The organism is Clostridium sp. AF34-10BH (assembly GCF_003478095.1).
GTDB classification, from domain to species: domain Bacteria; phylum Bacillota; class Clostridia; order Lachnospirales; family Lachnospiraceae; genus Acetatifactor; species Acetatifactor acetigignens.
Window position 1 is genome coordinate 18702 of sequence record NZ_QUEC01000005.1, and the last position, 24297, is coordinate 42998.

27 protein-coding genes and 1 pseudogene are annotated in these 24297 nt (G+C 49.0%); 1 reads left to right on the forward strand and 27 read right to left on the reverse strand.

Annotation, left to right across the window (positions count from 1 at the left end):
* Positions 1–4 precede the first annotated feature (4 nt).
* The 12 genes from mtnA to trxB form a co-directional block, all read right to left on the reverse strand.
* On the reverse strand, positions 5–1099 hold the full coding sequence (mtnA, locus tag DWZ61_RS05640) for an S-methyl-5-thioribose-1-phosphate isomerase (RefSeq protein ID WP_117465501.1): 1095 nt from the start codon (positions 1097–1099) through the stop codon (positions 5–7).
* A 56-nt stretch (positions 1100–1155) separates the two neighbouring features.
* The gene (ybaK, locus tag DWZ61_RS05645; RefSeq protein WP_022313179.1) at positions 1156–1647 is read right to left on the reverse strand and encodes a Cys-tRNA(Pro) deacylase; all 492 of its coding nucleotides are present in this window, start codon (positions 1645–1647) and stop codon (positions 1156–1158) included.
* Positions 1648–1902: 255 nt separating this feature from the next.
* The gene (locus tag DWZ61_RS05650; RefSeq protein ID WP_117465500.1) at positions 1903–2964 is read right to left on the reverse strand and encodes an electron transfer flavoprotein subunit alpha/FixB family protein; all 1062 of its coding nucleotides are present in this window, start codon (positions 2962–2964) and stop codon (positions 1903–1905) included.
* Positions 2965–2979: 15 nt separating this feature from the next.
* The gene (locus tag DWZ61_RS05655; RefSeq protein ID WP_022313181.1) at positions 2980–3765 is read right to left on the reverse strand and encodes an electron transfer flavoprotein subunit beta/FixA family protein; all 786 of its coding nucleotides are present in this window, start codon (positions 3763–3765) and stop codon (positions 2980–2982) included.
* Positions 3766–3816: 51 nt separating this feature from the next.
* The gene (locus DWZ61_RS05660; protein ID WP_022313182.1) at positions 3817–4983 is read right to left on the reverse strand and encodes an acyl-CoA dehydrogenase; all 1167 of its coding nucleotides are present in this window, start codon (positions 4981–4983) and stop codon (positions 3817–3819) included.
* A 97-nt stretch (positions 4984–5080) separates the two neighbouring features.
* On the reverse strand, positions 5081–5953 hold the full coding sequence (locus DWZ61_RS05665; protein ID WP_022313183.1) for a 3-hydroxyacyl-CoA dehydrogenase NAD-binding domain-containing protein: 873 nt from the start codon (positions 5951–5953) through the stop codon (positions 5081–5083).
* A 40-nt stretch (positions 5954–5993) separates the two neighbouring features.
* The gene (locus DWZ61_RS05670) at positions 5994–6818 is read right to left on the reverse strand and encodes an enoyl-CoA hydratase-related protein (RefSeq protein ID WP_022313184.1); all 825 of its coding nucleotides are present in this window, start codon (positions 6816–6818) and stop codon (positions 5994–5996) included.
* A gap of 89 nt (positions 6819–6907) precedes the next feature.
* Positions 6908–8092 (reverse strand): acetyl-CoA C-acetyltransferase, encoded by a 1185-nt coding sequence (locus DWZ61_RS05675; RefSeq protein WP_022313185.1) that lies wholly within the window; start codon positions 8090–8092, stop codon positions 6908–6910.
* Between the two features lie 158 nt (positions 8093–8250).
* Positions 8251–9387 carry a M23 family metallopeptidase gene (locus DWZ61_RS05680; protein WP_347475419.1) on the reverse strand — a complete coding sequence of 379 codons (1137 nt, stop codon included), beginning with the start codon at positions 9385–9387 and terminating at the stop codon, positions 8251–8253.
* A gap of 69 nt (positions 9388–9456) precedes the next feature.
* Complete coding sequence (gene raiA / locus DWZ61_RS05685; protein ID WP_022313187.1) at positions 9457–9984, reverse strand: ribosome-associated translation inhibitor RaiA; 528 nt, start codon at positions 9982–9984, stop codon at positions 9457–9459.
* Between the two features lie 631 nt (positions 9985–10615).
* A complete protein-coding gene (locus tag DWZ61_RS05690) occupies positions 10616–11806 on the reverse strand; it encodes a C40 family peptidase (RefSeq protein ID WP_118537757.1) in 1191 nt (396 codons plus the stop codon).
* 284 nt (positions 11807–12090) lie between these two features.
* Positions 12091–13005 carry a thioredoxin-disulfide reductase gene (trxB, locus tag DWZ61_RS05695; RefSeq protein ID WP_118504838.1) on the reverse strand — a complete coding sequence of 305 codons (915 nt, stop codon included), beginning with the start codon at positions 13003–13005 and terminating at the stop codon, positions 12091–12093.
* Positions 13006–13149: 144 nt separating this feature from the next.
* Between trxB and DWZ61_RS05700 the strand changes: the two genes are divergently transcribed.
* On the forward strand, positions 13150–13884 hold the full coding sequence (locus DWZ61_RS05700) for an SDR family NAD(P)-dependent oxidoreductase (protein ID WP_118537758.1): 735 nt from the start codon (positions 13150–13152) through the stop codon (positions 13882–13884).
* Here the strand turns inward: DWZ61_RS05700 and DWZ61_RS05705 are convergent.
* The 15 genes and pseudogenes from DWZ61_RS05705 to DWZ61_RS05785 form a co-directional block, all read right to left on the reverse strand.
* A complete protein-coding gene (locus DWZ61_RS05705) occupies positions 13859–14113 on the reverse strand; it encodes a hypothetical protein (RefSeq protein ID WP_118537759.1) in 255 nt (84 codons plus the stop codon). The two genes, DWZ61_RS05700 and DWZ61_RS05705, sit on opposite strands and share 26 nt — an antisense overlap.
* Before the next feature lie 257 nt (positions 14114–14370).
* The gene (locus DWZ61_RS05710; protein WP_118537760.1) at positions 14371–15213 is read right to left on the reverse strand and encodes an HD domain-containing protein; all 843 of its coding nucleotides are present in this window, start codon (positions 15211–15213) and stop codon (positions 14371–14373) included.
* Positions 15214–15320: 107 nt separating this feature from the next.
* Positions 15321–16148: a YhfC family glutamic-type intramembrane protease gene (locus DWZ61_RS05715; RefSeq protein WP_117465495.1), complete on the reverse strand. Its 828-nt coding sequence runs from the start codon at positions 16146–16148 to the stop codon at positions 15321–15323.
* Between the two features lie 47 nt (positions 16149–16195).
* The gene (locus DWZ61_RS05720) at positions 16196–16843 is read right to left on the reverse strand and encodes a non-canonical purine NTP pyrophosphatase (protein WP_117465494.1); all 648 of its coding nucleotides are present in this window, start codon (positions 16841–16843) and stop codon (positions 16196–16198) included.
* A gap of 208 nt (positions 16844–17051) precedes the next feature.
* Entirely contained in the window at positions 17052–18404 is a 1353-nt protein-coding gene (locus DWZ61_RS05725; RefSeq protein ID WP_118537761.1) for an MATE family efflux transporter, read from the reverse strand.
* A 23-nt stretch (positions 18405–18427) separates the two neighbouring features.
* Positions 18428–19084, reverse strand: a complete 657-nt coding sequence (locus DWZ61_RS20145; protein WP_243026359.1) for a helix-turn-helix domain-containing protein — start codon at positions 19082–19084, stop codon at positions 18428–18430.
* A 2-nt stretch (positions 19085–19086) separates the two neighbouring features.
* Complete coding sequence (locus DWZ61_RS05740; RefSeq protein WP_117465492.1) at positions 19087–19689, reverse strand: L-2-amino-thiazoline-4-carboxylic acid hydrolase; 603 nt, start codon at positions 19687–19689, stop codon at positions 19087–19089.
* Positions 19690–19695: 6 nt separating this feature from the next.
* Positions 19696–20328 carry an L-2-amino-thiazoline-4-carboxylic acid hydrolase gene (locus tag DWZ61_RS05745; RefSeq protein WP_117465491.1) on the reverse strand — a complete coding sequence of 211 codons (633 nt, stop codon included), beginning with the start codon at positions 20326–20328 and terminating at the stop codon, positions 19696–19698.
* Positions 20325–21059: a DUF6796 family protein gene (locus DWZ61_RS05750; RefSeq protein ID WP_118537762.1), complete on the reverse strand. Its 735-nt coding sequence runs from the start codon at positions 21057–21059 to the stop codon at positions 20325–20327. The genes DWZ61_RS05745 and DWZ61_RS05750 overlap by 4 nt, the downstream gene beginning before the upstream one ends.
* 130 nt (positions 21060–21189) lie before the next feature.
* Complete coding sequence (locus tag DWZ61_RS05755) at positions 21190–21681, reverse strand: hypothetical protein (RefSeq protein WP_118504823.1); 492 nt, start codon at positions 21679–21681, stop codon at positions 21190–21192.
* Positions 21682–21730: 49 nt separating this feature from the next.
* A complete protein-coding gene (locus tag DWZ61_RS19685) occupies positions 21731–21994 on the reverse strand; it encodes a hypothetical protein (protein ID WP_172594651.1) in 264 nt (87 codons plus the stop codon).
* Between the two features lie 14 nt (positions 21995–22008).
* Positions 22009–22617 (reverse strand): class I SAM-dependent methyltransferase, encoded by a 609-nt coding sequence (locus DWZ61_RS05760; protein ID WP_118537763.1) that lies wholly within the window; start codon positions 22615–22617, stop codon positions 22009–22011.
* Between the two features lies 1 nt (position 22618).
* The gene (locus tag DWZ61_RS05765; RefSeq protein WP_118537764.1) at positions 22619–23233 is read right to left on the reverse strand and encodes a class I SAM-dependent methyltransferase; all 615 of its coding nucleotides are present in this window, start codon (positions 23231–23233) and stop codon (positions 22619–22621) included.
* A gap of 301 nt (positions 23234–23534) precedes the next feature.
* Positions 23535–23612 (reverse strand): annotated as a pseudogene (locus DWZ61_RS05770) (sigma-70 family RNA polymerase sigma factor); the annotation flags it as partial.
* Between the two features lie 511 nt (positions 23613–24123).
* The gene (locus DWZ61_RS05785; RefSeq protein WP_118537767.1) at positions 24124–24297 is read right to left on the reverse strand and encodes a cysteine-rich KTR domain-containing protein; all 174 of its coding nucleotides are present in this window, start codon (positions 24295–24297) and stop codon (positions 24124–24126) included.

Sequence of the window (24297 nt, forward strand, 5' to 3'; positions counted from 1 at the left end):
ACCATCAGCCTCTCTGTGCCTTGCGTTCCATGATCTCCTTCAGGCTCTCGGTGTAAGGCGCTCTCGCCACCCCGTATTCCGTGACAATTCCGGCGATCAGTTCATGGTCCGCCACATCGAATGCCGGATTGTAGACCTTTACACCCTCCGGGGCCATGCGCTCCTTGTACCACATCTCAGTAACCTCTTCTGCCTTACGCTGCTCAATACAGATATCTGCGCCGGTGGCTGTGGCCATATCAATGGTGGAAGTGGGTGCACAGATATATACCGGCACTCCGTATTGTTTTGCTACCGCTGCCACCACGCTGGTACCGATCTTGTTGGCCGTATCTCCGTTAGCCGCCACTCTGTCACAACCCACGAACACTGCCTGCACCCAGCCCTTGGACATGACAGAAGCGGACATATTGTCACAGATCAGTGTCACATCCACGCCTGCGGAATGCAGTTCAAATGCTGTCAGTCTGGCTCCCTGCAAAAGTGGTCTGGTCTCATCCGCAAATACATGGAAGTTGTAACCTCTCTCCTGTCCCAGATAAATCGGTGCGGTTGCGGTACCGTATTTTACGGTTGCAAGTTGTCCTGCATTACAGTGGGTCAGAATACCATCTCCCGGTTTTACCAGTTCCAGTCCAAATTCTCCGATTTTTCGACATACTTCCACATCTTCCGCCCGAATCTGTAGTGCTTCGTCATGCAGGATTTCCTTCACTTTTGCGACAGTCTTGTGCTCTTCTCTGCCAGCCTTTACAGCCACAGCATCCATGCGCTTCAGCGCCCAGGACAGATTAACTGCGGTGGGTCTGGAAGAATCCAGATATTCCTTATATTCGGTAAATTTCTCATAAAACTTTTCAAAATCTTCGGTCTCGATGCGGTTTGCCAGCAGATAAATACCCAGTGCCGCCGCTACGCCGATGGCCGGAGCCCCTCTGACTTTCAACAGATAAATGGCATCCCAGATTTCCTGTGCCGTATGTAAAGCGATCAGTTCGATCCTGCCGGGTAATAAGGTCTGGTCTATGATGATCACCGCATCCTGTGCTTCATCCAGTGCCACGGTGTCGTAATCGAGAATTGTTTTTTCTTTTTCCATAGATACTCCTTTATATATGTTTTCGTAATTGTCAGATCCTTACGGTATCTTCCCGGTTAATTTTCATGCCGGATAATATCGGCAAATTCTGCTTTCGCTGCCTTGGCCAGATCCTCCGGTGTCAGACGGATCTGAGATCCGATCTTGCCGCCGCTGACATAGATCTGCTCCTGTGTCTTTGCGCTTTCATCGATTCTGGTCACGTACTGCTTTTTCATGCCAATGGCAGTACAGCCGCCGCGGATATAACCGGTAATGGCGTTAATGTCCTTTACGTGGATCATTTCCACGCTCTTTTCCCCTACCGATTTCGCTGCCTTTTTCAGATCCAGCTCCGCCGCAATAGGGATAACGAATACAAAATAATTCTTGCTGTTGCTCACGGTGACCAACGTCTTATAGACCTGTTCATAGGGCAGGGATAATTTGTCAGCTATCTGAAGACCGTCCACGAATTCCTCACACTCGTAGGTGTGATGGGTATAAGGAATCTTCAAAGATTCCAGGATCCGCATTGCGTTGGTCTTTATTTCTTTTTGTTTTGCCATAAAACTACTCACGCCTTTCAACAACCTGCAAACTTTGAGCCGAAGGCACAAATTTGCAGGTGAAAAATTTATTTTTCACCTTGTTACCCTTGGTATCATTTTATTTTACTATTTTGCTTCCCCCAGCGCAAGCATACAAGGCAAGAAACTTGCACAAGTTGCATCAGTTTTTTGCAGAAAAGAACTCCGCCCGACTCCCGGACGGACCGGGGAATCAGGCGGAGTTCTTATATGTTTTTAATCCGTTGTTACGAATTAGTTTGCTGCCTTCTCAGCCTTTGCAGCCTTCAGCTGCTCGGTCAGAGCGGGAACTACCTTGTTCAGGTCGCCTACGATACCGTAGTCAGCCACATCGAAGATAGGCGCGGTCTCATCCTTGTTGATGGCAACAATGAGATCAGACTCTTCCATACCTGCTACATGCTGAATAGCACCGGAGATACCGATTGCAAAGTAAATCTGAGGACGAACGGTCTTACCGGTCTGTCCAACCTGCAGATCCTTGGGCTTCCAGCCATTATCTACAACTGCACGGGAGCAGGATACGGTACCGCCAAGAACCTCTGCCAGATCGTCCAGGATCTTGAAGTTCTCTGCGCTGCCAACTCCACGTCCGCCGGATACCAGGATCTTAGCATCCATGATATCAACGGTATCGGATACAGCCTTAACGACTTCCTTGATGGTTACATATTTGTTGTTCGGAGTAAATCCGGGATTGTACTCTTCGATTACAGCCTTTGCACCTGCGATAGGAGCGATCTTCTGCATAACGCCGGGACGAACGGTTGCCATCTGAGGTCTGTTGTCGGGGCAGGCGATGGTAGCGATGGTGTTACCACCGAATGCAGGACGGGTCATCAGCAGCTGGTTGTGCTTCTGCTCCTGTCCGGGAATCGCATTGAGAGGGAAATCACCAATCTCAAGTACGGTACAGTCAGCAGTCAGACCGGTCTTAACTCTTGCGGAAACGGTAGGGCCGAGGTCACGTCCGATAGCAGTTGCACCTACCAGAACGATCTCAGGCTTATATTTCTCGATAACAGATGCCAGTGCATGTGCATAAGGCTCGGTTCTGTAAGTCTCCAGTTCGGGATCGTCCACAAGGATTACCTTATCTGCGCCATACTCAGCCAGCTTATCTGCCAGATTCTTTACATTATAACCGATCAGAACCGCGGTTACCTCGGTCTCCAGCTTTGCAGCCAGCTCTTTACCTTTGCCGAGCAGCTCCAATGCGATACCGCTGATCTCATTGTCTACCTGCTGGGCGAACACATATACACCCTTGTATTCTTCAATATTATTGGTTACCATGGTTTGCCTCCTATATTAGATGATGTGCTTTTCTTTGAATTTAGCCACAATGTAAGCTGCTCCGTCTTCAGGTGAATCGGGAACGATCTTCTCACCTGCGCCCTTACGAACCTTATCGGATGCCTTTGCAATCTTGGTAGGAGATCCCTTCAGGCCAAGGTTACTGTCATCAACATCTTTCAGATCAGCTCTGCCCCAGGTAGTGATCTCTGCCTTGCATGCATCGAAGATTCCGCCGGGAGTCATATAACGAGGCTTATTCAGCTCGGACAGTGCAGTGATCAGGCAGGGCATCTGGGCCTCTACTACATGATATCTGTCATCATACTGTCTCTGAACGATCACCTTGTCTCCCTCAACCTTGATGTCCTGTGCATAAGAGATTACGGGAAGTCCCAGATGCTCAGCGATCTGAGGACCAACCTGTGCGGTATCACCATCGATTGCCTGACGACCGGTAATGATCAGATCATAGTCAAGGTTTCTCAGTGCACCTGCAATGGTAGTGGAAGTAGCCCAGGTATCAGCACCGCCCAGTACTCTGTCGGTAACCAGAATTGCTTTGTCAGCACCCATAGCCAGCGCCTCACGAAGAGCATCTGCTGCCTTGGGAAGACCCATGGTCAGTACGGTAACTTCTGCGCCGAACTCGTCCTTCAGCTTCAGTGCAGCTTCCAGACCAGCCTTATCATCGGGATTCATGATAGCAAGCATTGCGCCTCTGTCAAGAGTTCCGTCAGGATTGAATTTAACACCGCCCTTGGTATCGGGCACCTGCTTAATACAAACAACAATCTTCATTGTATTTTCTCCTTACTTTTCTAATAAAATTTCCGACAAATGCCTGCTTGCTTATTTCAGCAGATCTGCGGAGATAACCATTCTCTGAACTTCGGAAGTACCCTCGTAGATCTCGGTGATCTTTGCATCACGCATCATACGTTCAACTTCGTACTCTCTGATGTAACCGTAACCACCGTGCAGCTGAACAGCCTTGGTAGTAACTTCCATAGCAACCTCAGCAGCATACAGCTTAGCCATAGCAGCTTCTACAGAGTAAGAGATCTTAGGATTGGTCTTGTACTCGTCCTTCTTGCGTGCAGCCTTGTATACCAGCATCTTGGCAGCTTCCACCTTGGTAGCCATATCAGCCAGCTGGAACTGTGTATTCTGGAATCCGGAAATGGACTTTCCGAACTGCTTTCTTTCCTTGGTGTAAGCAACGGTTCTCTCCAGAGCGCCTTCTGCAATACCCAGAGCCTGGGAAGCGATACCGATACGTCCGCCGTCCAGAGTGTGCATTGCGATCTTGAATCCCTGTCCCTGCTTACCAAGCATATTCTCCTTGGGGATACGGCAGTCGGTGAAGATCAGCTCGTAAGTGGAAGAACCCTTGATACCCATCTTCTTCTCTTTGGTACCGAAGGTAAATCCGGGAGTACCTTTCTCAACGATAAAGGAAGAAATCTCCTTCATCTTTCTGCCTCTCTTCTCTACGATACCGGTAACTGCGATCACGATATATACATCAGCTTCTTTACCGTTGGTGATGAAGCACTTGGATCCGTTGATGACCCACTCGTCACCATCTAATACAGCCTTAGTCTGCTGTCCCTGAGCATCGGTACCTGCACCGGGCTCGGTCAGACCGAAAGCACCGATCTTACGGCCGCTTGCCAGATCGGGAACATATTTCTTCTTCTGATCCTCAGTACCGAAGGTCATGATAGGATCGATACACAGAGAGGTATGTGCGGATACGATAACGCCGGTGGTTGCACAAACCTTGGAAAGCTCCTCAACACACATAGCGTAGGTCAGGGTATCACAGCCCTGTCCGCCGTACTCCTTGGGAACGGGAATTCCCATGAAGCCGTACTTAGCCATCTTCTCAACGGTCTCTCTGGGGAAGGTTTCGGTCTCGTCAACTTCCTGCGCAAGAGGTTTTACTTCGTTCTCGGCGAACTCTTTGAACAGCTGTCTCGCCATCTCATGCTCTTTGGATAATGTAAAATCCATGATGTTAATCCTCCATTGTTATTTATACTTGGTTGTAATTATGAACTTAGACTGTCCAGAGCCGTATCCGGCTCCGAACAGTTATTTTACCTTTTGCCTACTGTGCATCCACAGGAGTCTTGGTGCGGTCTGCATTGTATACATAGAAGCCCTTGCCGGTCTTCACACCAAGGTTACCGCCGCGAACCATCTTACGGATCAGAGGGCATGCACGATACTTGCTGTCGCCGGTCTCGTTGTACAGAACATCCATGATGGCAAGGCAGATATCCAGTCCTACGAAATCGCCCAGTTCCAGGGGTCCCATGGGATGATTAGCGCCCAGCTTCATAGCTGCGTCGATACCTGCGATATCGGATACACCTTCCATCTTGATGAAAGCTGCTTCATTGATCATAGGGATCAGGATACGGTTAACAACAAAGCCTGCTGCCTCGTTTACCTGAACAGGGGTCTTGCCGATCTCTTCAGATATCTTCTTGATGGTGTCTACGGTCTCTGCGGGAGTATTCACACCTGCAATTACCTCAACCAGCTTCATACGGTCTGCGGGATTGAAGAAGTGCATACCGATCAGAGGACGGGTCAGTCCGTTGCCGATCTCGGTAATGGAAAGGCTGGAAGTGTTGGAAGCAAATACACACTCGGGCTTGCAGATCTTGTCCAGCTCACCGAAGGTGGTCTTCTTAACTTCCATATTCTCAAATGCAGCTTCTACGATCAGATCGCAGTCTGCACACAGATCTTCCTTCAGGCCCGGAGTGATCTTAGCTACGATAGCGTCAACAGCCTCCTGAGTCATCTTTCCTTTTTCTACCAGTCTTGCATAGCCTTTTACGATCTTGGCCTTGCCGCCGTCAGCCCACTCCTGCTTGATATCGCAAAGAGCTACTTCATATCCGTCTACCTGGGCAAATGCCTTTGCAATGCCCTGTCCCATAGTACCTGCACCGATAATACCTACTTTCATGGTAAATCCTCCTGATTTTATACTTTTATATTCGTAATGATTAGCAATTCTTAAAAGGCTCTTTTACCTTCTCCTTGTTCTTGTCAAGGAAGAAAGCCATACCATACTTCTGATCTTCTGTCTCGAAGCAGTCACCGAACAGCTTCTCTTCGATCACTACTGCCTGATCCATATCTGCATCCAGTCCTTCGTTAATAGCCTTCTTGCAGTTGCGGACTGCGATGGGAGCATTCTTTGCAATGGTGGCTGCCATCTTCTGTGCTGCTGCCAGCATTACTTCCTGTGCACTCTTTACCACATTGCCATCTGCATCTACTTCTGCGCTGTAAACTTCGTTTACCAGACCGATTCTGTAAGCGTCTGCTGCCTTGATATTGCGTGCGGTGTAGATCATCTGTTTTGCCATGCCTGCACCTACCAGACGAGCCAGTCTCTGGGTTCCGCCGAAGCCGGGAGTGATTCCCAGTCCTACCTCGGGCTGTCCGAAGACTGCATTGTCGGAACAGATTCTGATATCACAGCTCATGGAAATCTCACATCCGCCGCCCAGAGCAAAGCCGTTGACAGCTGCGATCACGGGAATGGGGAAGGTTTCGATTTTGCGGAACACATCGTTACCCTTCTTGCCGAATGCCTCGCCCTCTGCCTTGGTCAGGCTGCTCATCTCTCCGATATCTGCACCTGCCACGAAGGACTTACTGCCTGCACCGGTGATCACCAGACAACGAACCGTTGCCAGATCTACTGCATCCAATGTAGCGTTCAGTTCATCCAGTACCTGAGAATTCAGAGCGTTCAGTGCCTTTTCACGGTTGATGGTGATGGTTGCCACATTGCCATTCTGCTCATACAAAATGTAATCCATGTTTTTACCTCATTTCACATTTCAATCAGTATTTTCAAAACCACACTAAGGCGATAGAGATTCTACCGCCCCAGCGAATTGTTATTCCATTAGTCCTCGATCTTAACGATGGTGGAGCATCCCATACCACCGCCGATGCACAGAGTAGCCAGACCGGTCTTGGCACCTCTTGCCTGCATCTCATGCAACAGAGTTACCAGAATACGGCATCCGGAAGCTCCTACGGGATGGCCCAGAGCGATAGCACCGCCGTTGGGGTTCAGCTGCTTATCTACATCGATGCCCAGTTCCTTACCAACTGCTACGGACTGTGCTGCGAATGCTTCGTTAGCCTCGATGATATCGAAGTCTTCGATCTTCATACCGGTCTTAGCCATTACCTTCTTGGTAGAAGCTACAGGGCCGATACCCATAACCTCGGGACGAACACCAGCCAGAGCGCCTGCTACGAAAGTAGCCATAGGCTTAACGCCCAGCTCCTTAGCCTTCTCTTCGCTCATAACAACGATAGCTGCTGCACCGTCGTTGATACCGGAAGCGTTACCTGCGGTAACGAATCCACCGGGATTAATGGCACGAAGCTTAGCCAGACCTTCGATGGTAGAACCATGACGAGGGCCTTCATCGGTATCGAATACGATGGTCTCTTTTTTCTTCTTAACTTCTACGGGAACGATCTCTGCCTTGAAGGCACCGTTCTTCTGAGCTTCTTCAGCCTTTAACTGGCTCTTTAATGCGAACTCATCCAGTTCTTCACGGGTAAGTCCCCACTCTTCGCAGATGTTGTCTGCGGTCTTGATCATATGATAATCATTGAAAGCATCCCAAAGTGCATCTTTGATCATGGTATCAACCATGGTTGCGTTACCCATACGATATCCGTAACGTCCCTGAGGAATTGCGTAAGGAGCCATGGACATGTTCTCCATACCACCTGCTACTACGATATCTGCATCACCGGCCATGATCATCTGTGCTGCCTGGTTCACACAGTTCAGGCCAGAACCACATACCACGTTCATGGTAACTGCGGGAACTTCGATGGGAAGTCCGGCTTTGATAGCTGCCTGACGTGCTACGTTCTGTCCCTGGCCAGCCTGGATTACACATCCCATATATACCTGGTCAACTGCTTCGGGAGCAACGCCTGCTCTCTTCAGAGCCTCCTTGATAACGATTGCGCCCAGCTCCGGTGCAGGAGTTGTGCTTAAGGTTCCGCCCATGGTACCGATTGCGGTACGGCAAGCGCCTGCTAATACAACTTTCTTTGCCATTTGTTTGTCCTCCACTTTTTGTTTTCGTTTGGTTTGCTTTCTGAAATGTAGATTGTTATTTTTTTATCATTTCACTGTCCCCATTTTAACATAGCGAAATCTGTTTTGCAATGCTTTTGTCAAAAAAATAACAAAATAACAAATGAAATTTTTAGAAATCAGAATTCCCGGATTTTTGTAGTGCGGATCCACTCTCTTGTTCCCTCGACTTTCTGCACTTCCTGCGTGTGTTTTGCCAGAAAACAGGTCAGCGGATAGACATCGATCCAGATCTCGTTGTCACTCTCTTTCTGTTCTTCATCAAAGACCAGTTCCAATCCCCAGTGCAGATGGGTTACTTCTATATTATTTACATTTTCTGTGGTACTGTAACCGGTATGTCCCATATAACCGATCACATCCCCCGCCGTCACCTCGCTGCCTTCTTCCAGTCCTTCCGCATAGGGGTAGTTCTGCCGCAGATGTGCATAGTAATAGTAGCGCTTATTATCAAAGCTGCGGATACCAATGCGCCAGCCGCCGTACTGGTTCCAGCCCAGGGCTTCCACAGTGCCGGACTCGACAGCAATGATAGGTACACCGACGAGCCCCATCATGTCATGGCCCAGATGCCTTCGTTTATATCCGTAGCTTCTTCCCGCCCCGAAATCATCATAATGAGTATAATCAAATCCTCTCGCAATGGGGCAATAACCTTTTAATCCGTATTTTTTCTGCCAGGTGCTCTGTCCGTCTTCTCCGATCACCTCTGCCTCGTATTCTCCCACCAGTCCTCCCAGCGCCGCGCTGTAAGCTTCCAGATAATACGGATAGTATTTCATATCTTTTGTGAGAGTTTCCATCTCTGCCTCTCCCTCCGCCAGCTTCTCCGCCGTCTCGTTCAGGATCTTCAGCGCCTTTTTGTCAAATTCCCCTCCGGTTCTGGCTGCGGTATATGCAAGCAGCGGGATCCACTCCACATGATGTTCCGTGTCAAACGTATCCACATCCCAGTCATATGCCTGGCAGAGTGCTTCATAGGATACGGTAAAGTCCACCCATTTGATATAATCCTTTCCCGCAGCCGAGGTTGCGGTGACCACCGCCTGTTCCATGCTTTCTGTCCGTCCTGTCTCCCGGAGCAGAAATGCTCCCATCATTATAAATAGAAGCATCACCTCTGCCCGGATCCATGCCCGCATTCTCTTTTCTCTGTCCATTCCCTGTCCTGCTCTCAGTTCCTCCTTACAGGTTATGTTTCTGATTTTTCCGGTATTCAGGCAATTCGAAAATCTCCGGGGCATATCATTTCCCATACAACAAAACAGCCTGCCGGAAACTCCGGCAGGCTGTAAATTTGTCTTTATTTAATTTTCTGTCCGGTTTTATACTTCCGGCTCGATCAGTCCGTAGGTATCGCCCTTTCTCTTGTACACTACATTTACCTGATCTGTCTCTGCGTTGCAGAATACGAAGAAGTTGTGTCCCAACAGTTCCATCTGAATGCAGGCATCCTCGGGATACATGGGCTTGATATCGAACTTCTTGGTACGAACGATCTTGATCTCGTCATCGTCTGTGTAATCATTCTCTACATAGGCTTTGCTGAAAGAAGCTGCCGCCTGCTGTTTGTCAACGATCTTGTTCTTATATTTTTTCAACTGTCTCTCAATGATCTCTTCCACCAGATCAATGGATACATACATATCGTTGCTTACCTGCTCCGAACGGATAATGCTTCCCTTTACCGGAATGGTCACCTCAATTTTCTGACGTTCTTTTTCAACGCTTAATGTTACATGTACTTCTGTGTCGGGATTGAAATACTTGTCCAGCTTGCCGATCTTTTCCTCCACTGCTGCTCTTAATCCTGGTGTAACTTCGATGTTTCTGCCAACAATAATAAACTTCATGCTGATCATCCCTTCCAAGTATTTATTTACAAGGTTTTATGTAGCATCCCTTGTATTTATTGTATAGTCATTATAGCACAATAGCACAGCTTTTTGCAACAATTTAAGAAGTTTTTTACTTGTTTTTGACATTCTGTATGTCAACCCTAAAATCGACAAATCCTGTCATTTTACTATTTTTATTACATGTTCACAAAACATTTGTTCCTGTTTTTTCGTAAATTTATCCCCCTTGCAGTGCCGGTTTTTCTGTGGATAATGTGTATAACTTGGTGTATAAGTAACTTTTATCCTATTTTCTGGCATTTTGGATGTGGATAACTTATTTTGTATTTAAATTTCTTTTCTGTCGTTTTTACGTTCGTGTCACTTTTTTTGTATACTTTGTATAGTTCCGTTTTGTCAATCCCCATTTCATCGCGTAACAATATTTTGACAAATTGCACAATTCGTTATACAACTTATAGTTTTTTGCCTTATCGGCACTTAAGTTCCACTGTCCCCACAGCATCCTGTCCACATGGAAAATAAACCGACCACATGACACGGTGCAATCGAGTAGTCTCGCTCATCGTATACACAAAAAGCACTGTGTGTTTCCACACAGTGCCTTGTACTTTCTGTTATATAATCAGAAGATCCGTCGAACTGCCAGTACCTTCTTGTAATCCGCATTAGATACGATGATACCGGTCTTGGCGGTAGATGCATGAACGATCTGGCCGTTACCGATATACAGTGCCACATGGCCGGAGTAACAGATCAGGTCCCCTGCCTGTGCATTGGCAAGTCCGTCAACCGCGGAACCCTGGCTGCGGTCTGCAGAAGAGGAATGAGGCAGACTTACACCGAAGTTAGCATATACACTCATTACAAATCCGGAACAGTCGGTGCCGTTGGTCAGGCTGGATCCGCCGTATACATAAGGGTTACCAACGAACTGTAATGCATAGTCGGCAACTGCGGTACCCATCTCGCTGTCTCCGCTGGCCGCATAAGTAACTGCGGGAGCGCTGCTGGAAGAGCCAGAACTCTTGCTGCTTGTGGCTGCCTTGGCTGCCGCTGCGGCACGTGCTCTTTCTCTCTCTTCTTTCTCCTTTGCCAGACGCTTTGCTTCTTCCTCTTTGGATTCTGCTTCTACGAATTCCGTATGCAGGGAAACAAATTCTGTAGAGACCCATCCAAGACCTTCCTCGGTATCTACCTGTACCCAGCCATCGGTCTCATCGGATACTACCAGATCGTCCTCCAGAGGAACCAGACCCAGCACCGATGCTTCCAGCGAAGGCTCGGTACGAACTTTCAATGTGGTGGTGTTAACGGTTGCCAGTCGGGTTCCTACCTTCTTGGCAAGTTCTACTGCTTCGTCGCCGGTCACACAGTACTCGGCTTTTACATAACCGGTTACGGAACCGGAAGAAATCTGATACCAGCCGTTCTCTTCGGAAATGAAGAGACCAACAGAATCGTCATACAATTTACCGACGATCTCACCTTCCTCACTGGGCAGGCTTCTTACATTTACATAATCATTCACCTGTGCGATTACCAGATTCTTGAAGGACTCCTCCTCGGATGCTTCCGGGGTGGTATCCATCTGATCGTCACGGATCACAGTCTCAATAATACTTTCAATCTGTTTCGTGCTGTTGGTACCTGTGGAAAGGCTCTCCAGCTTGTTGCCCTTTGCCAGGGTCAGCTCGATACCGCCGCTGGGCAGTACAGATGAAGATGCTGCTGCATTTGCAGTGATATTCATTCCGGAAAAAGCCATAACCGCTGCCATGGTGCAAACGGTAATTTTTACAGATTTACGAACCATTCTATCCTCCTGAAACTCTTGGAGCTGTCTCAATTTCTTAACTTATTTCTTTACATTTTCAAATCATTTGTTACGAATTTGTTACATCTGTTAACAAATATATCACGCGAACTTTCATTTGTCAATATAGTGAATTAATTGTCAATATTGTCAAAAGTTCCCATTTCATGCGGGTTTGCGGTGTTTTTACATAAAAAGAGCCACCATCCAGGTGACTCTTTTCTTTAAATATTCTTCGGTTTTCTTCCGAATTTCTTAATGAATCTATTACTAATCTGTGTCTGTTAACGAAAACGGTTGCAGTAATTTCCTGCGCTGACTGCTGCATTGGCACCGTCTGCCACCGCTGTTACGACCTGGCGCAGAGGTTTCTTACGGATATCTCCGGCCACATAAATGCCGGGACGGCCGGTCTCTCCGGTCTCATCCGCAGGGATATAACCGTCTTCCCCGACTGCTACCAGTTCCCGCAGCAGTTCCGTGTTGGGATGGATGCCTACAGCGATAAAGATGCCTGCTGCCTCCAGATCTTTTTCCGCTTCTGTCTTCACATTTTTGATACGCAGCTTTTCCACCATGTCCTCGCCACAGATCTCTGTAACCACATGGTCATAGAGAATCTCCACATTAGGGAGACTCTTTAATTCCTCCTGCAATACCATAGCTCCCCGCAGACTATCTCTTCTGTGGATCAGATACACCTTTTCGCAGGTTCTTGCCAGATAGATGGCATCTTCCAGTGCCACGTCACCGCCGCCGACCACAGCCACCGTTCTGCCCCGGAAAAAGGCACCGTCACAGGTAGCACAGTAGGATACCCCCATGCCGTTCAATTCTTCCTCGCCGGGCACTCCTAATCTGGCATGTTCCGCACCGGTGGCAAAGATCACCGTACGGGTCTCCAGTTCCTGGTTGCCCGCATAGACGCATTTGTAATCGCCTCGTTCTTCCACACTGTGTACCGTAGCCTCCAGGAACTCCGCTCCCAGTTTCTCTGCATGCTGCCGGAACGTCATTCCCATATCGAATCCACTGATGCCGGGAAGTCCCAGATAGTTATCCACCTCATAGGTATTGAGGATCTGACCGCCGCTCATGGGCTTTTCTTCTATAATAAGTAGATTCAGTCCCGCTCTCTTACCATAGACTGCAGCTGACAGCCCTGCGGGACCGGAACCGATAATGATCAAATCATACATAATTTTTACTCTCCTTTTGTCCAGTGTAGCAGTTCCCCTATGGAAAAGCAAGTCCATCTGTGCTACACTCGTTTTACAGGTTTTTAGCATTCGGCACTGTTTTATCTCCAAAGGGTGCCGTAGAATTCAGAAAGGATACTTTACATGAATACAATAAAGAACGCACCGTTGGCTCTTGTCACCGGTGCCTCCCGCGGCATCGGTAAGGCCATCGCAGAAGCCCTGGCCGAAGCCGGCTACCATCTGATCCTCACCTGTAGCCATACCTTGCCGGACCTTCAGGAAGTGGCTGCCTGTTTAGAAGAAAAATATGGCATCACCTGCACCGCCATGGCTGCGGACGCATCGGAACCCGCTGCCATCGAAAAAGTTTTTGCCTCCCTGGACCATCTGGATGTACTGGTCAACAACGCCGGAATCTCTTACATTGGTCTGCTCACGGATATGAGTGTCGAAGAATGGCAGCATGTCCTGAATACGAACCTGAGCTCCTGCTTCTACACCAGCCGTCTGGCAGTGCCTCTGATGCTGCTGAAGCACAGCGGACGCATTATCAATATTTCCTCCGTCTGGGGAAATGTGGGAGCTTCCATGGAAGTGGCTTACTCCGCCTCCAAGGGTGGTGTGAACAGCTTCACCAAAGCACTGGCCAAGGAGCTGGCTCCCAGTAATATCCAAGTCAACGCCATCTCCTGCGGTGTTATTGATACTGCCATGAACCACTGCTTCTCCCCCGAGGAAATGAACGCCCTCCGGGAAGAGATTCCCGCCGACCGTCTGGGCCAGCCGGAGGAAGTCGCAAAACTTGTCCTCCAGCTCATCCAGGCGCCAACCTATCTCACCGGACAGATCCTTACTCTTGACGGAGGCTGGCAATAACACTCTCCGCCGATTCTCCCGGTACCAGTGATGCCACGATCCGCTCCATCTCTTCTTTGGATCCAGCATCCCGGCACCGGAGGATCAGATGTTCCTTCTCCGTCTCTGTCAGTGCCGCATAGCCTTGCATGGCCTGTTCATTCATCGCCAGCGCCACGCCGAATCCTACCGGCAGTTCATTCAAGGGAAACGCTTCTGTTCCGCCGCTTCCCCCAGTCAATCCATCCATTGCAAACTCCTTTCCCGCGTTCTGCGAAGATGCCTCATTTTACAGGCATCCTGTTTTTACATAACAATCGTGCACTTGATCGATAACATAATTTTGCATATGTTATCGATCAAGTGCTACTGTTTAGTCTGTGCAGGAGGAATCTGCGATATACAAAACGAAAACTCGCTCTTTGTAAATGGAAATCTCACGAATAACGGTATTCTCCGCCATCCGTGAGATTTTCAGTTTGGTTTCTGTCTGTCAGGTACCCAACATTATTTTCCGGCAAGATATTCTCTCATATGTTCTCTGATATGCTCGAACTGTTTTCTCGTCTGAGGATTCCGTGATTCAAAATTCATCAGCCGATCCAGATACCCCTGTCGCTTCACAATACGGCAGCTCTCGGGATAGACCAGCTCGTACACCAGCGAAATATGTCCCACCACGTTGTCCACTGCTGTTTTCTTCAGGGATCGTAGTACGGCATGCTCCTCATCAAAGCTCTGCAGTACTTCCGGCGTCACTTCCTCCTGGTATAATACCTCGGTGTCCACATTGTAGATCTCTTCCAGAGGGAATTCCACATTGACCTTCAAGATATCAATCTTATCCGCATCCCGTAAGATATGGCAGAACATTGCCGTACGTTCGTCCAGTCCCTCCGGAATCCGGTAGGCGCTGTGATAAAATACCGCCGTCCACAGAAGTTCATCGTAGGAAGCATCTTCTACGAAATCCCGGATACTGATTCCGGCATCTGCCTGAATTTCCTCGGGCAGGCTTTCTTCGCTTCCGGAAGCAAGTCCGTGTTTCTCTTCCCAGACCTTACCAAATAAAATCCTTGCTCCGTATTTCGCATGATCGATGGAATCTGCATCGGTGAAGGTACCATATACCCGCTGCTGTTCAAAGCGTCCCACATCATGGAGCAGTCCGGTCAGCCACGCAATGTCCACCTCTTCCTCCGGAAGGTCCAGAGATCTGGCGATCTGCTGACACAATCCGCAGACCCGGTAGGTGTGTTCTATTTTCAGGCGGATCATGTCCCGGCTGCTGTCATAACGGTCCGTGTATTCCTGAAATGCTGCCAGTGCTTTTTCTCTGTTGATCTTCATTGTTCGTTGCCTCTTTTGCCTCTTATCTCTTATATCATGTTTCATGACTCATGACCTGTTCGGTTTTTTCAAATCCATTCCTTCTTATCTGATGGTTTTTGTCTCTGTCAGGCCTTTTTCTCTGTCGACGATACATAGGCCAGCTTGTATACCGCTACACAAATCACTGCAACCACCATCAGCAATCCCAGCTCCAATGCCCATGTAGGAATCGTGGAGGCACACACCACAGTCAGAAAGTCCACTGTAAAATGCAGTCCGAAGGCTGCTGCCAAATGCAACTTTCTGCCTGTCTTCACCGCACTGTATACAAGAATCGACAACGCGATCTGCAGGGCGATCGCACTGATCCGCTCCACCGGTGCGAGGTAGAACTGGTAAGCCGGCGTGGTCCAGAGAACAGAGAGCTGATGGTAGGTTACCTCCTGTTGTGCGGGCTCCAATGCCGTCATAGTCTTCTCCATCAGGCCACCGTTAATCATGGCTGCGGTAAGGAGATTGCTCATAGAAGACATACCAAGGATCAGAAAAGCCTCAATGCCGCCATGTCCGGCGCCGTACATCAATGCATTTTCCCGGGTAAGGTGTTTTTTCAGGCAGAATTTCATGGCGATCCACCGGCCGCACTCCTCAAAAAGTGCTGCTGCAAGCCCACCGTAAATCGCATACAGCCAGATATTGTCCCGGATCACGTCTCCGGTCACCGTCAGCACAATGGCATGACAGATCTGCTCTAAGATCATGGCAAAGCCCACGAAGATACCGCAGCCGATGAAAAATGCCGGCACCCACGCCTTTGTCTTCTTATAGATAAAGATACCTAAAAATATGGGTAAACTCACGGATAATAGCAGAGATATCACCATTCCCAACATGCTTGCACCGCTTACGGTTCCCCAGATCATTGCTGTTTCCGTTACACTCTCAACTGCCATATATTCTCCTATCTGAGCGCCACGGGACGCTCTGCGCACTTGTTATTTCACCGTCTGCTGCCGTTTATATTCACCGTTCCCTCTTGTAAGATCCTCCGGAAAAAAGTAAGAAAACCTTCCTCTACCGCCACCCGGTCAACCGCTGTCTCAGGCAGATCATAGAAATATTTTCCGGTTCCGGGATCCAGGGAAATGCTGTCCAGCGGAAACCCCTCTCTGCGGATGCTGCTGTGGGGTACATCCGTCAGCCAGAATTTCTCACTTTCCATGTCAGGCTCCATCGCCTCATATACATGTTCCTCATCCTGCACATAGCAGATAGCATTGCGGTATTTTGCCGTAAGCCTTCCATAGCGTTTGACCAGTCCGATATAGTGCTCCAGCATCTGCTCATCCGTCAGATACACACCATTCACCGTACGCACATGTACCCCGGGCTGGACCGCCTCCGGGACATCTTCAAAATACAACCCGGAATCACAGGAAAATACAGGCATACGAAAAGCTTCATAATAAGCATGGACCTTCTGCCTGGCATTCTCCAGAGGCGTATTGCCTGTCTCCGGGACATCGGGAATTTTCATCCCCTGTGCCCGCAGATCCTGCAGACTGATCAGTTCAATGCCAAGTCCGGCTATGCGGTTCTGCATGGCAGCTGCCTTGGCTGGATTGCCGGTACCGTATAACAGTTTCATAAGCAATGTCCTGCTTCCTTTCCGGTCAGATCAGTGCCGGTGTCTGTGCCAGGACAGAGATAATCGCAATCGCCGCCAAAATCACAACAACTACCACTACTGCAACAATGATCTTCTTTTTCATATATGATACCTGCTCTTTCTAAACCTTTTATGTTTTTGCATTCCATGAACTAATGATGACATATTTCAAGGACATTTTCAAGGATTATGAAAATATTCGGGATGGCTCCACTTTCTCGCCCGGCCAGGATTTTCTGAGTGCCGCATAGGAAACCAGGAAGTTGGCAAGCCAGCCGGCCGGCACGGCAAGCCAGACAAAGGCGATGCCAAAACGCGGTGCACAGATCAAAGCCACAGACAGGCGGATCGCAAGGTTTACCATATTGGCAATGAGGAATGGCCGCATGATGCCGAGTCCGCGAAGAACTCCATCGGTCGCCATTTTAATCCCCATAAAGATAAAGAAGTAACCGATCCATCTCATATAATCTCCGGACACCTGATAAGCCAGCGCTGTTCCGTCTTTTCCAAGAAATAGTGCGGAAATCTGCGTGTGCAGCGTTTCAATGACAAGAAAGGCAACCGCCGCAAAACACACGTCCAACACCAATGCCGCATGATAACCTTTTTTGATACGCTCGGTTTTGCCTGCCCCAAGGTTCTGGGAAACATACGGCGAAACTGCATTACCGATGGACACGAAGATCAGGGAGAAAACATTCTCCACCCGCATCGTCGCCGAATATCCTGCAAGAGCCTGTGTGCCGAAAGGATTTACCACTGCCTGTACGATCATCATACCGATCGACACGGTAGACTGCTGCAGAACCGAGGGTACAGCGATCCGAAGCATCGAGCGCAGCTTGCGCCCATCAAACCACTGAAACGGGCTTTGGTATCGCCGCATCCGGTATAAGAAAATCAAAAGTGAAAAAACAGCGGAAATACCCTGGGCAATCAGAGTTGCAAGCGCCGCACCGAATACGCCAAGTCCCAGACCGGCTACCATCCAAAGATCCATCACAATATTCAGGATGGATGAAAAGATCAGCAGCCCCAGCGGAATTTTTGATTCACCGATGGAAGTGAACATGGTGGAGAGAATATTGTACATGAACAAAAACGGAAAGCCCACAAAATAGACCCGCAAGTACAGTACCGCTTCCTCCAGAATATCGGCAGGGGTCTGTAACCCGCTCATCATCGCATGGGAAAAGCAAAAGCCAAAGACACCAAGGATGATGCTCAGAAGTAAAAAGCTGATCAGTGATGTAGACACAATGGTTTTCATTTTGCCATACTCTTTGGCACCGAAATAGCGGCTCACAAGCACACCAGCACCGACACCGGCACCCAGTGCCACACAAATGAAAACATTCGTCAGGGCTGCACAGGCACCCACCGCTGCCAGTGCAGAGGAACCCACAAACTGACCGACGATAATGGAGTCAGCCATATTGTATACCTGCTGAAAAAAGCTGCCGAGAATCATCGGCATTGCAAAAACCGTCAGCGCTTTCAGCGGCGCATCGGTTATTAAATACTCATCTTTTGACATGATCCTATTCCTCCATAGTTCCTTCAGCATTCTTCCATGGCTTCTTCAACTCGTTCATCTGCATCTTCTGGAAGTTGGATGGCATCCAGCTTTCGCGTGAAAAGTTCAATCATCACAGGATACTGATTTGTAATTGGGTGACTAAACCGATAAAACTGCGGCACACCTTCTTTCTTTATATGCAGCAATCCCATTTCTTCAAGCTGTTTCGATGCCCTTGATATAGAAGTAGGTGTCAGTTCCAAGTCTTTCGCGGCTTGACTTGTAGATAGTTCCTGTTCGCCTCCAATCTTAACTCTTTTTGAGTTAAGATACAATATTTGAGTTAAAAACAGTTGAAAATCAACATTATCAAATATTATTTTTACGCAAAAAAAGCCCGATGCAACATGAGCATTACACCCACACTGCACCAGAACTTGTTTTTTGCATCCGTTTCCAGAATCACCGGCATGCCCAGCCGGTCGCCCTCGGCAAAGGCAATATCCAGCACCTTTCGCATATAGCCCTGCCGCTGATATTTCTCTCGCACACAGACAAGCCCAACGAAAATGTAGGGCTTCCTTTCCTTGTCCATGCGGTCTTGCAGGGAAGCCCCTCCCCGCTTGATAACGATACCAAACTGCAGAAGGCGCTTCATGTCCGATACTGCTTTTGCGGCATACCAATATGCCGCCCACTATTATCTGACCTTCATGCAGAAATCGCAGCGATCATTTCCGCGCCCCAGCGTCATGCTTCTCTCCCAGATCAGCTTCGGATGCAGCCCGGTATAGCTGATGTCATCACTGTCGCAAAAGCAGCGGCACAGCTCCGGGCAGCCGTATTCTGTGCAGGTGTCATGATAGGGACACTTCATCATATCCACACGCCAGACGCCGTTACCGGTCTGCAGTTCTTTTGGGGCAAAGCCCGCCGCCGGGCCGAAAACGCTCCGGGTGGATTTGACAAAAACGCCGGGAACAAGGCGGTAAAGCCCCGGTATGTGCAGCAGGGCGGCAAGCTGTTTGTGGCTCGTTCTCGCCAAGCGCTCCACATAGTCGTGAACGGTTTGCAGTGCCTCCTCTTTCGGCATGACCCGCTGCAAGGTCTCGTAGGCCGCAATGCCCGGCAAGATCTGCCGCTTGAGGTGGTATTGCTTTTCCTTGCTTGCATCTGCATTTTCAGCCAGCAGCGCACTCAGGCGCATATCGAAAGCGGTGTTCAGTTCCTTTGCCCGCGCGGGAAAGCGCTGTGCCGCAGTCTCCCGGAAATCACGGGAAAGATAGGTTTCCTTCCTCTTCATCGTCCGTTACCCTTTCTTTTTGTATCCGCAGTCGCAGTAGGGCCCGCCGGAGGCAAGGGTGTACTGCCGCACAAAATTTGTCACGCCGCCCGCTTCGCTCATGGTGTAGTCCAGACGGCACAAAGCAGGGGTCAGGTCGTACAGCCCCAGCTCCTTCATCAGCACACAGATGCCGCACTTGGTAAAGCGTCCCTCGTAGCCGCTGCCATCCGGGTATTCGTAAAACTCCATGTTCCACGAATAGGGGTTGCGGTCGGCGGCTTTCAGTGCGGCAGTGGCTTTCATGGCAGCGATATCCTTTGCGGTGAACTTGCTTTTTCCGCTCTTACGGCAGAACCACTGCATGGGCGCTGTCATCATCGCCTTTGCGTAGTAATCCGTCAGGCGGTCTACCGCCGGGCGCTGCGGCATGGAGAGAATGAACGCGCCGAGCATTGCGCAGTTGACGATGTTCATCTTGAAGCGGTCCGATTTTTCAAACTCCGGCAGGTCTGCAATGATTGCTTTGTACTTCGGCTTTGCTTTTTTCGTGATCGCTTGTGCCGCATCGGCATCATAGCCGAACACCGCCGTCAACTGCTTTTGGAATGAGCCTGCAAACAACGCCCACATTCCCATTGGCATACCCATGTATTTCATTGCACTGCCTCCTTACATTCTACGCATTTTGCCTTCTCCCGCAGCAACACCAGCCCCAATATCAAAACCAGCAGGTGTCCGGCGGATTCCGTGCCGTGATCGATCTGATCCAGCGGCCACGGCAGAAGCGTGAAGAGATTTCCCACAATCCCCGTAAAAACGATGGGGTTGCAGAAGGATGCCAATATCCGCTGTGCTGTGTTTTTCAGCGGGAGCATCCTTTTCCAGATCATAACGAGCATCACGACGGAAAGAAGTACATCACACAGGATATATGCTGCCAGCAGCGGCGCGGCGTTGCAGTAAAACACCTTGTTGGCAATTTCAGCTGCTGCCTGCATATCGCCGTATTTCTCAAAGGTAAACTTGAAGATCAGCGCCACATTCATGAACATAGCATGAACATAGCCCCAGCAGACCGTGCCGGTGAGATAGGCGATTTGAAACAGCTTGACCCATTTCTGCTGCTTCGGTTGGGTGAGGCGTTGCTTCAAAAGCTTCCACATCTGGTGAAAACCGATGTAATAGAGTGCCGTTCCGAGAACACCGCAGATGATGCTGACCACCATGCGCCATGTTGCCATATCAAGATAGGCGACCTTGACCATCAGCCCAATGGATTCTGTGCTTTGGCTTTTCCCGGTCGCCGCAAATAAAAAGTCGCCGATCACATATAAAAGGCATCCAATCATACCTGCGATGAGTGCTCGTTTTTCTTTGCTCATTTTCATTGCTTGCCTCCAAATCCGATCTACACGATCTGTATTTTCATCATGCCGTCACCGACCCTTGCAAGAAAAAACAAAACAGCGGGAGCATTCCGATTTCCCAATGTCTTAAACTTCATTGTCTCTCCTTTCCTCAGTGAATAAAAGCCGTCATAAGGACCGCCAGCACCGCTGCTATACCTGCCATACCCACCGTGCCGAAAAGCCACTTTTTCTGCTTGTCTTTTGCAGTAATGTAGGGCTTCAGATCTTCTGTTCCGGGAATCGTCCATGCGTTCGTGTGCCCCACCCAGTAGCCATCGATCAAAAAGCGGTCAATGAGATTCATAACGGACAAGATGACAAGCAGCTGCCAGAAGCCCGCCGCAAAGCCTTTCGCACCGTTTATCCCATAGACACAGACCAGCACATAACCAATATAGCCGGGAATGCAAACAGCTTTGAAAAGTTGAGAATTGCGCTTGATTTTCTCGTGTGTCGTAAGTCCCAGCTTCACGCACCGCTGCTGCACTGCCGGGCTGTAGAGATGCACCATCCCAACAGCCCCCTTGCGGATGCCCACAGCACAGACAAGAGCCAGCAAAGCCCCCAACCCAAGACCTTCCAGAATCACCTGTAAAAGCATTACTTATTCCTCCTGTATCCGTTTTCATCCCGGTATTCGGGATGTTCCTTTACGTATGGATCCTTATCGCCGCAGATGGTATAGTCGCATCGGCAGCCGTCCACGCCGTAAATTCATAATAGATGGGCTTGCTGTTTTCGTAAGGTGCAACATCCATCTCGTAATATGCCTTGTGGTCGGTCGGCGTAAAAACGCCGCGATGTCTGTTCTGCTTTTCAATTTCCTTTCGCAGTTCGTTCTCTGGCAGCGTGAAAGACTTTTTCACTCCGGAGAGTCTATACACTGCCCGTAGGATGGATGCAAAAATGCTCATGGCTTTTTTTCCTCTCATTTCCGCGCTGTAACGCACAGCCACCCCTTTTTGTTTTTGTGGCTCTTGATCCTACAAAATCCTGCTTGCTCCAGATATGCTTTCAGTGCAGTGTCCGTGTAGATGGTCATACCATTGATAATTTGTGTCCATTTGTCATCTTTTGCTGTTTCGCCGTTTGCTTCATTGCAGATGAAAAAGATCCCGCCGGGCTTCAGCACCCGATAGACCTCTCTGAAATTCTGTGCAAGCTCCGGCCAGAAGTAGACCGTTTCAAAGGCGGTCGCCACATCAAACTGCTCCGCTTCAAACGGCAGCTCTGTCACGCTTGCCTGTTGCACGTTGCACCGTCCTGCCGCAATGGCTCTGGCATTGACTTTTCGCGCTTTTTCCACGCTGACGGCTGAGTAGTCGATGCCCTGCACCCTGCCTTTGGGACACAGTTTCAACAGCGTTTTAATGTTCGCTCCACCGCCGCAGCCGCAGTCCAGCACCATGGCATCCGGGGCAGGCTGCAAAAATTGAAGTCCCCACGCTGCCATTGCGCTGTGTCCGAAGTTCATCATGGCAACCATGATCTTCCCGCCTAGTCCTACGGGTTTTCGGGTGTTTTCAAAGAATGACATATCACACCTCCGATTTCACACATTCGGCATAGGTCAGCGGGAAGGACGCTTTCAGCACAGCACTTTTTCGCACACTCCACCCGTTCTGCCTCAGAAAGCTCAGATACTCCTCACTCGTCCACCTGCTATGCAGAGGGAATCCTGCCAATCTCATAAAATAGGCTTTGATCCTTCCTCTAAGTGAATTTTCCGCGTGAGTAAAGGTTGGCGCGATCAACACACCATCGTCCTTCAGCACCCGTTTGATCTCTCGCAGTGATTTCTCTGGTTGCGGCACGATGTGCAATGCGTTGGATACGATTACCACATCAAATGAATTGCCTGCGTATGGCAAAGAAAACATATCCTGCACGGAAAAATGCAGCTTCGCAGAACAATTTCCCCGCTTGGCTTCTGCAATCATTTTTGGAGAGGCATCCGTCGCCTCAATGCGTGCCGCTACTTTTACGATGTGCTTGGCGATCAGTCCCGTTCCTGTAGCCAACTCCAGCACTGTTTTGTCTTTCACGACCGGACGGATCAGCTCATATATTTTTTCGTATGCTGCCCTGTCTTTTCGCATAAAGCAGTCATACAGACCTGCATTTCTGTCCCAGAAATTCTCGTGATCTTGCATTGTTGTCTCACCTTTTATAATTAGACTGTTCTAACCAGCACGCGCATATCCGCAAGTTAGGTTCGGCTAACTCGTGTGTTTAGAAAAAGCCGCATTTCTGCGACCTTTCGCCTTATTCAAATAACTTCCTCCATGCACTGCACACCAACGTTTTCAGCCACTGAGGATAACGATTCTCAATCTGCTCCTTGTGGGAACAGCCAAAATCTATTTTTTGCACCGTTGCGGTGGCCTTTGTCTTTTTGTCTATATTATACCGTGCTTGCTTCTGATTTGCAATGGTATAGTATTCTATTTTGTAAACTTCCTCTGTCACATCTACAAAAAAGTCTGTTGTATAAACATCAGGATAAAGTTCCCGAAGGTTAATTTTCTTCATTATGTACCTCCATTTCGATTCACGGGTGATTGACGGGTGAATCGAATGGAGGCGGAGACCGGCACCGGCAGACAACCGGGTCATCTCCGAAAAAATGGCAACAAAAAACGCCAGATTTCCGTGAGGGAAAACTGGCGCGCCAAGAACAGCCATTATTATACTGAATTACATGGAACGATAATGCCGATGCAATGTTATACTTGCCCGGAGGAGGGGCAAGGCTTTTTTTAACTGATGTAGATCATGTGAGCTTTGAAAAAGCAAACGAGACACGGCAAAATAACCTCCAATCGGCTACCGTGTCCCTGCAAGTCGTCATTGGTTTGTGTAGACGCAAAGAAACGGCGGCTCTGATTTCTCAAAACCGCCGCCAAAGTAAGTAGAGTAAGCGCACAAAATCAACCTGCCCAGCTACGGTTTTTTTCTTTCCCCATTAGGCGGGGCAGGTTTAAAAGAATATGAAAAGCCGATAACAGCAGTCATGTTAGCCTGCGTGTTATCGGCTCTGCGTCTATGCGTCTGGCTCTCTAATAACGGATATATTCAGTTGCTTTACATGAATGAGCGTTTCCTGTTTACATTTTGGACAGAACAAGGGGAAATTCCTTAAGTCCGTGTCAATTCGTATTTTTATTCGGGTTTTATTATGGCATATAGGACAACTAACCCAACTTGTCTCTTTCAT

Coding starts and splice junctions, on each gene's coding strand:
- DWZ61_RS05650 (WP_117465500.1), bottom strand. CDS start 2,964: ATGGTAACCAATAATATTGAAGAATACAAGGGTGTATATGTGTTCGCC.
- DWZ61_RS05705 (WP_118537759.1), bottom strand. CDS start 14,113: ATGGATGGATTGACTGGGGGAAGCGGCGGAACAGAAGCGTTTCCCTTG.
- ybaK (WP_022313179.1), bottom strand. CDS start 1,647: ATGGCAAAACAAAAAGAAATAAAGACCAACGCAATGCGGATCCTGGAA.
- DWZ61_RS05675 (WP_022313185.1), bottom strand. CDS start 8,092: ATGGCAAAGAAAGTTGTATTAGCAGGCGCTTGCCGTACCGCAATCGGT.
- DWZ61_RS05720 (WP_117465494.1), bottom strand. CDS start 16,843: ATGAAACTGTTATACGGTACCGGCAATCCAGCCAAGGCAGCTGCCATG.
- DWZ61_RS05745 (WP_117465491.1), bottom strand. CDS start 20,328: ATGAAATACATGGGTATGCCAATGGGAATGTGGGCGTTGTTTGCAGGC.
- DWZ61_RS05785 (WP_118537767.1), bottom strand. CDS start 24,297: ATGAAAGAGACAAGTTGGGTTAGTTGTCCTATATGCCATAATAAAACC.
- DWZ61_RS05665 (WP_022313183.1), bottom strand. CDS start 5,953: ATGAAAGTAGGTATTATCGGTGCAGGTACTATGGGACAGGGCATTGCA.
- DWZ61_RS05670 (WP_022313184.1), bottom strand. CDS start 6,818: ATGGATTACATTTTGTATGAGCAGAATGGCAATGTGGCAACCATCACC.
- DWZ61_RS05715 (WP_117465495.1), bottom strand. CDS start 16,148: ATGGCAGTTGAGAGTGTAACGGAAACAGCAATGATCTGGGGAACCGTA.
- raiA (WP_022313187.1), bottom strand. CDS start 9,984: ATGAAGTTTATTATTGTTGGCAGAAACATCGAAGTTACACCAGGATTA.
- DWZ61_RS05765 (WP_118537764.1), bottom strand. CDS start 23,233: ATGCAAGATCACGAGAATTTCTGGGACAGAAATGCAGGTCTGTATGAC.
- DWZ61_RS05660 (WP_022313182.1), bottom strand. CDS start 4,983: ATGGATTTTACATTATCCAAAGAGCATGAGATGGCGAGACAGCTGTTC.
- DWZ61_RS05700 (WP_118537758.1), top strand. CDS start 13,150: ATGAATACAATAAAGAACGCACCGTTGGCTCTTGTCACCGGTGCCTCC.
- DWZ61_RS05690 (WP_118537757.1), bottom strand. CDS start 11,806: ATGGTTCGTAAATCTGTAAAAATTACCGTTTGCACCATGGCAGCGGTT.
- DWZ61_RS05655 (WP_022313181.1), bottom strand. CDS start 3,765: ATGAAGATTGTTGTTTGTATTAAGCAGGTGCCCGATACCAAGGGCGGT.
- DWZ61_RS05710 (WP_118537760.1), bottom strand. CDS start 15,213: ATGAAGATCAACAGAGAAAAAGCACTGGCAGCATTTCAGGAATACACG.
- DWZ61_RS05760 (WP_118537763.1), bottom strand. CDS start 22,617: ATGTCATTCTTTGAAAACACCCGAAAACCCGTAGGACTAGGCGGGAAG.
- DWZ61_RS05755 (WP_118504823.1), bottom strand. CDS start 21,681: ATGCTTTTACAGGTGATTCTGGAAGGTCTTGGGTTGGGGGCTTTGCTG.
- DWZ61_RS19685 (WP_172594651.1), bottom strand. CDS start 21,994: ATGAGCATTTTTGCATCCATCCTACGGGCAGTGTATAGACTCTCCGGA.
- mtnA (WP_117465501.1), bottom strand. CDS start 1,099: ATGGAAAAAGAAAAAACAATTCTCGATTACGACACCGTGGCACTGGAT.
- DWZ61_RS05740 (WP_117465492.1), bottom strand. CDS start 19,689: ATGAAGAGGAAGGAAACCTATCTTTCCCGTGATTTCCGGGAGACTGCG.
- DWZ61_RS05750 (WP_118537762.1), bottom strand. CDS start 21,059: ATGAAAATGAGCAAAGAAAAACGAGCACTCATCGCAGGTATGATTGGA.
- DWZ61_RS05680 (WP_347475419.1), bottom strand. CDS start 9,387: ATGGGAAATGATATGCCCCGGAGATTTTCGAATTGCCTGAATACCGGA.
- DWZ61_RS05725 (WP_118537761.1), bottom strand. CDS start 18,404: ATGTCAAAAGATGAGTATTTAATAACCGATGCGCCGCTGAAAGCGCTG.
- trxB (WP_118504838.1), bottom strand. CDS start 13,005: ATGTATGATTTGATCATTATCGGTTCCGGTCCCGCAGGGCTGTCAGCT.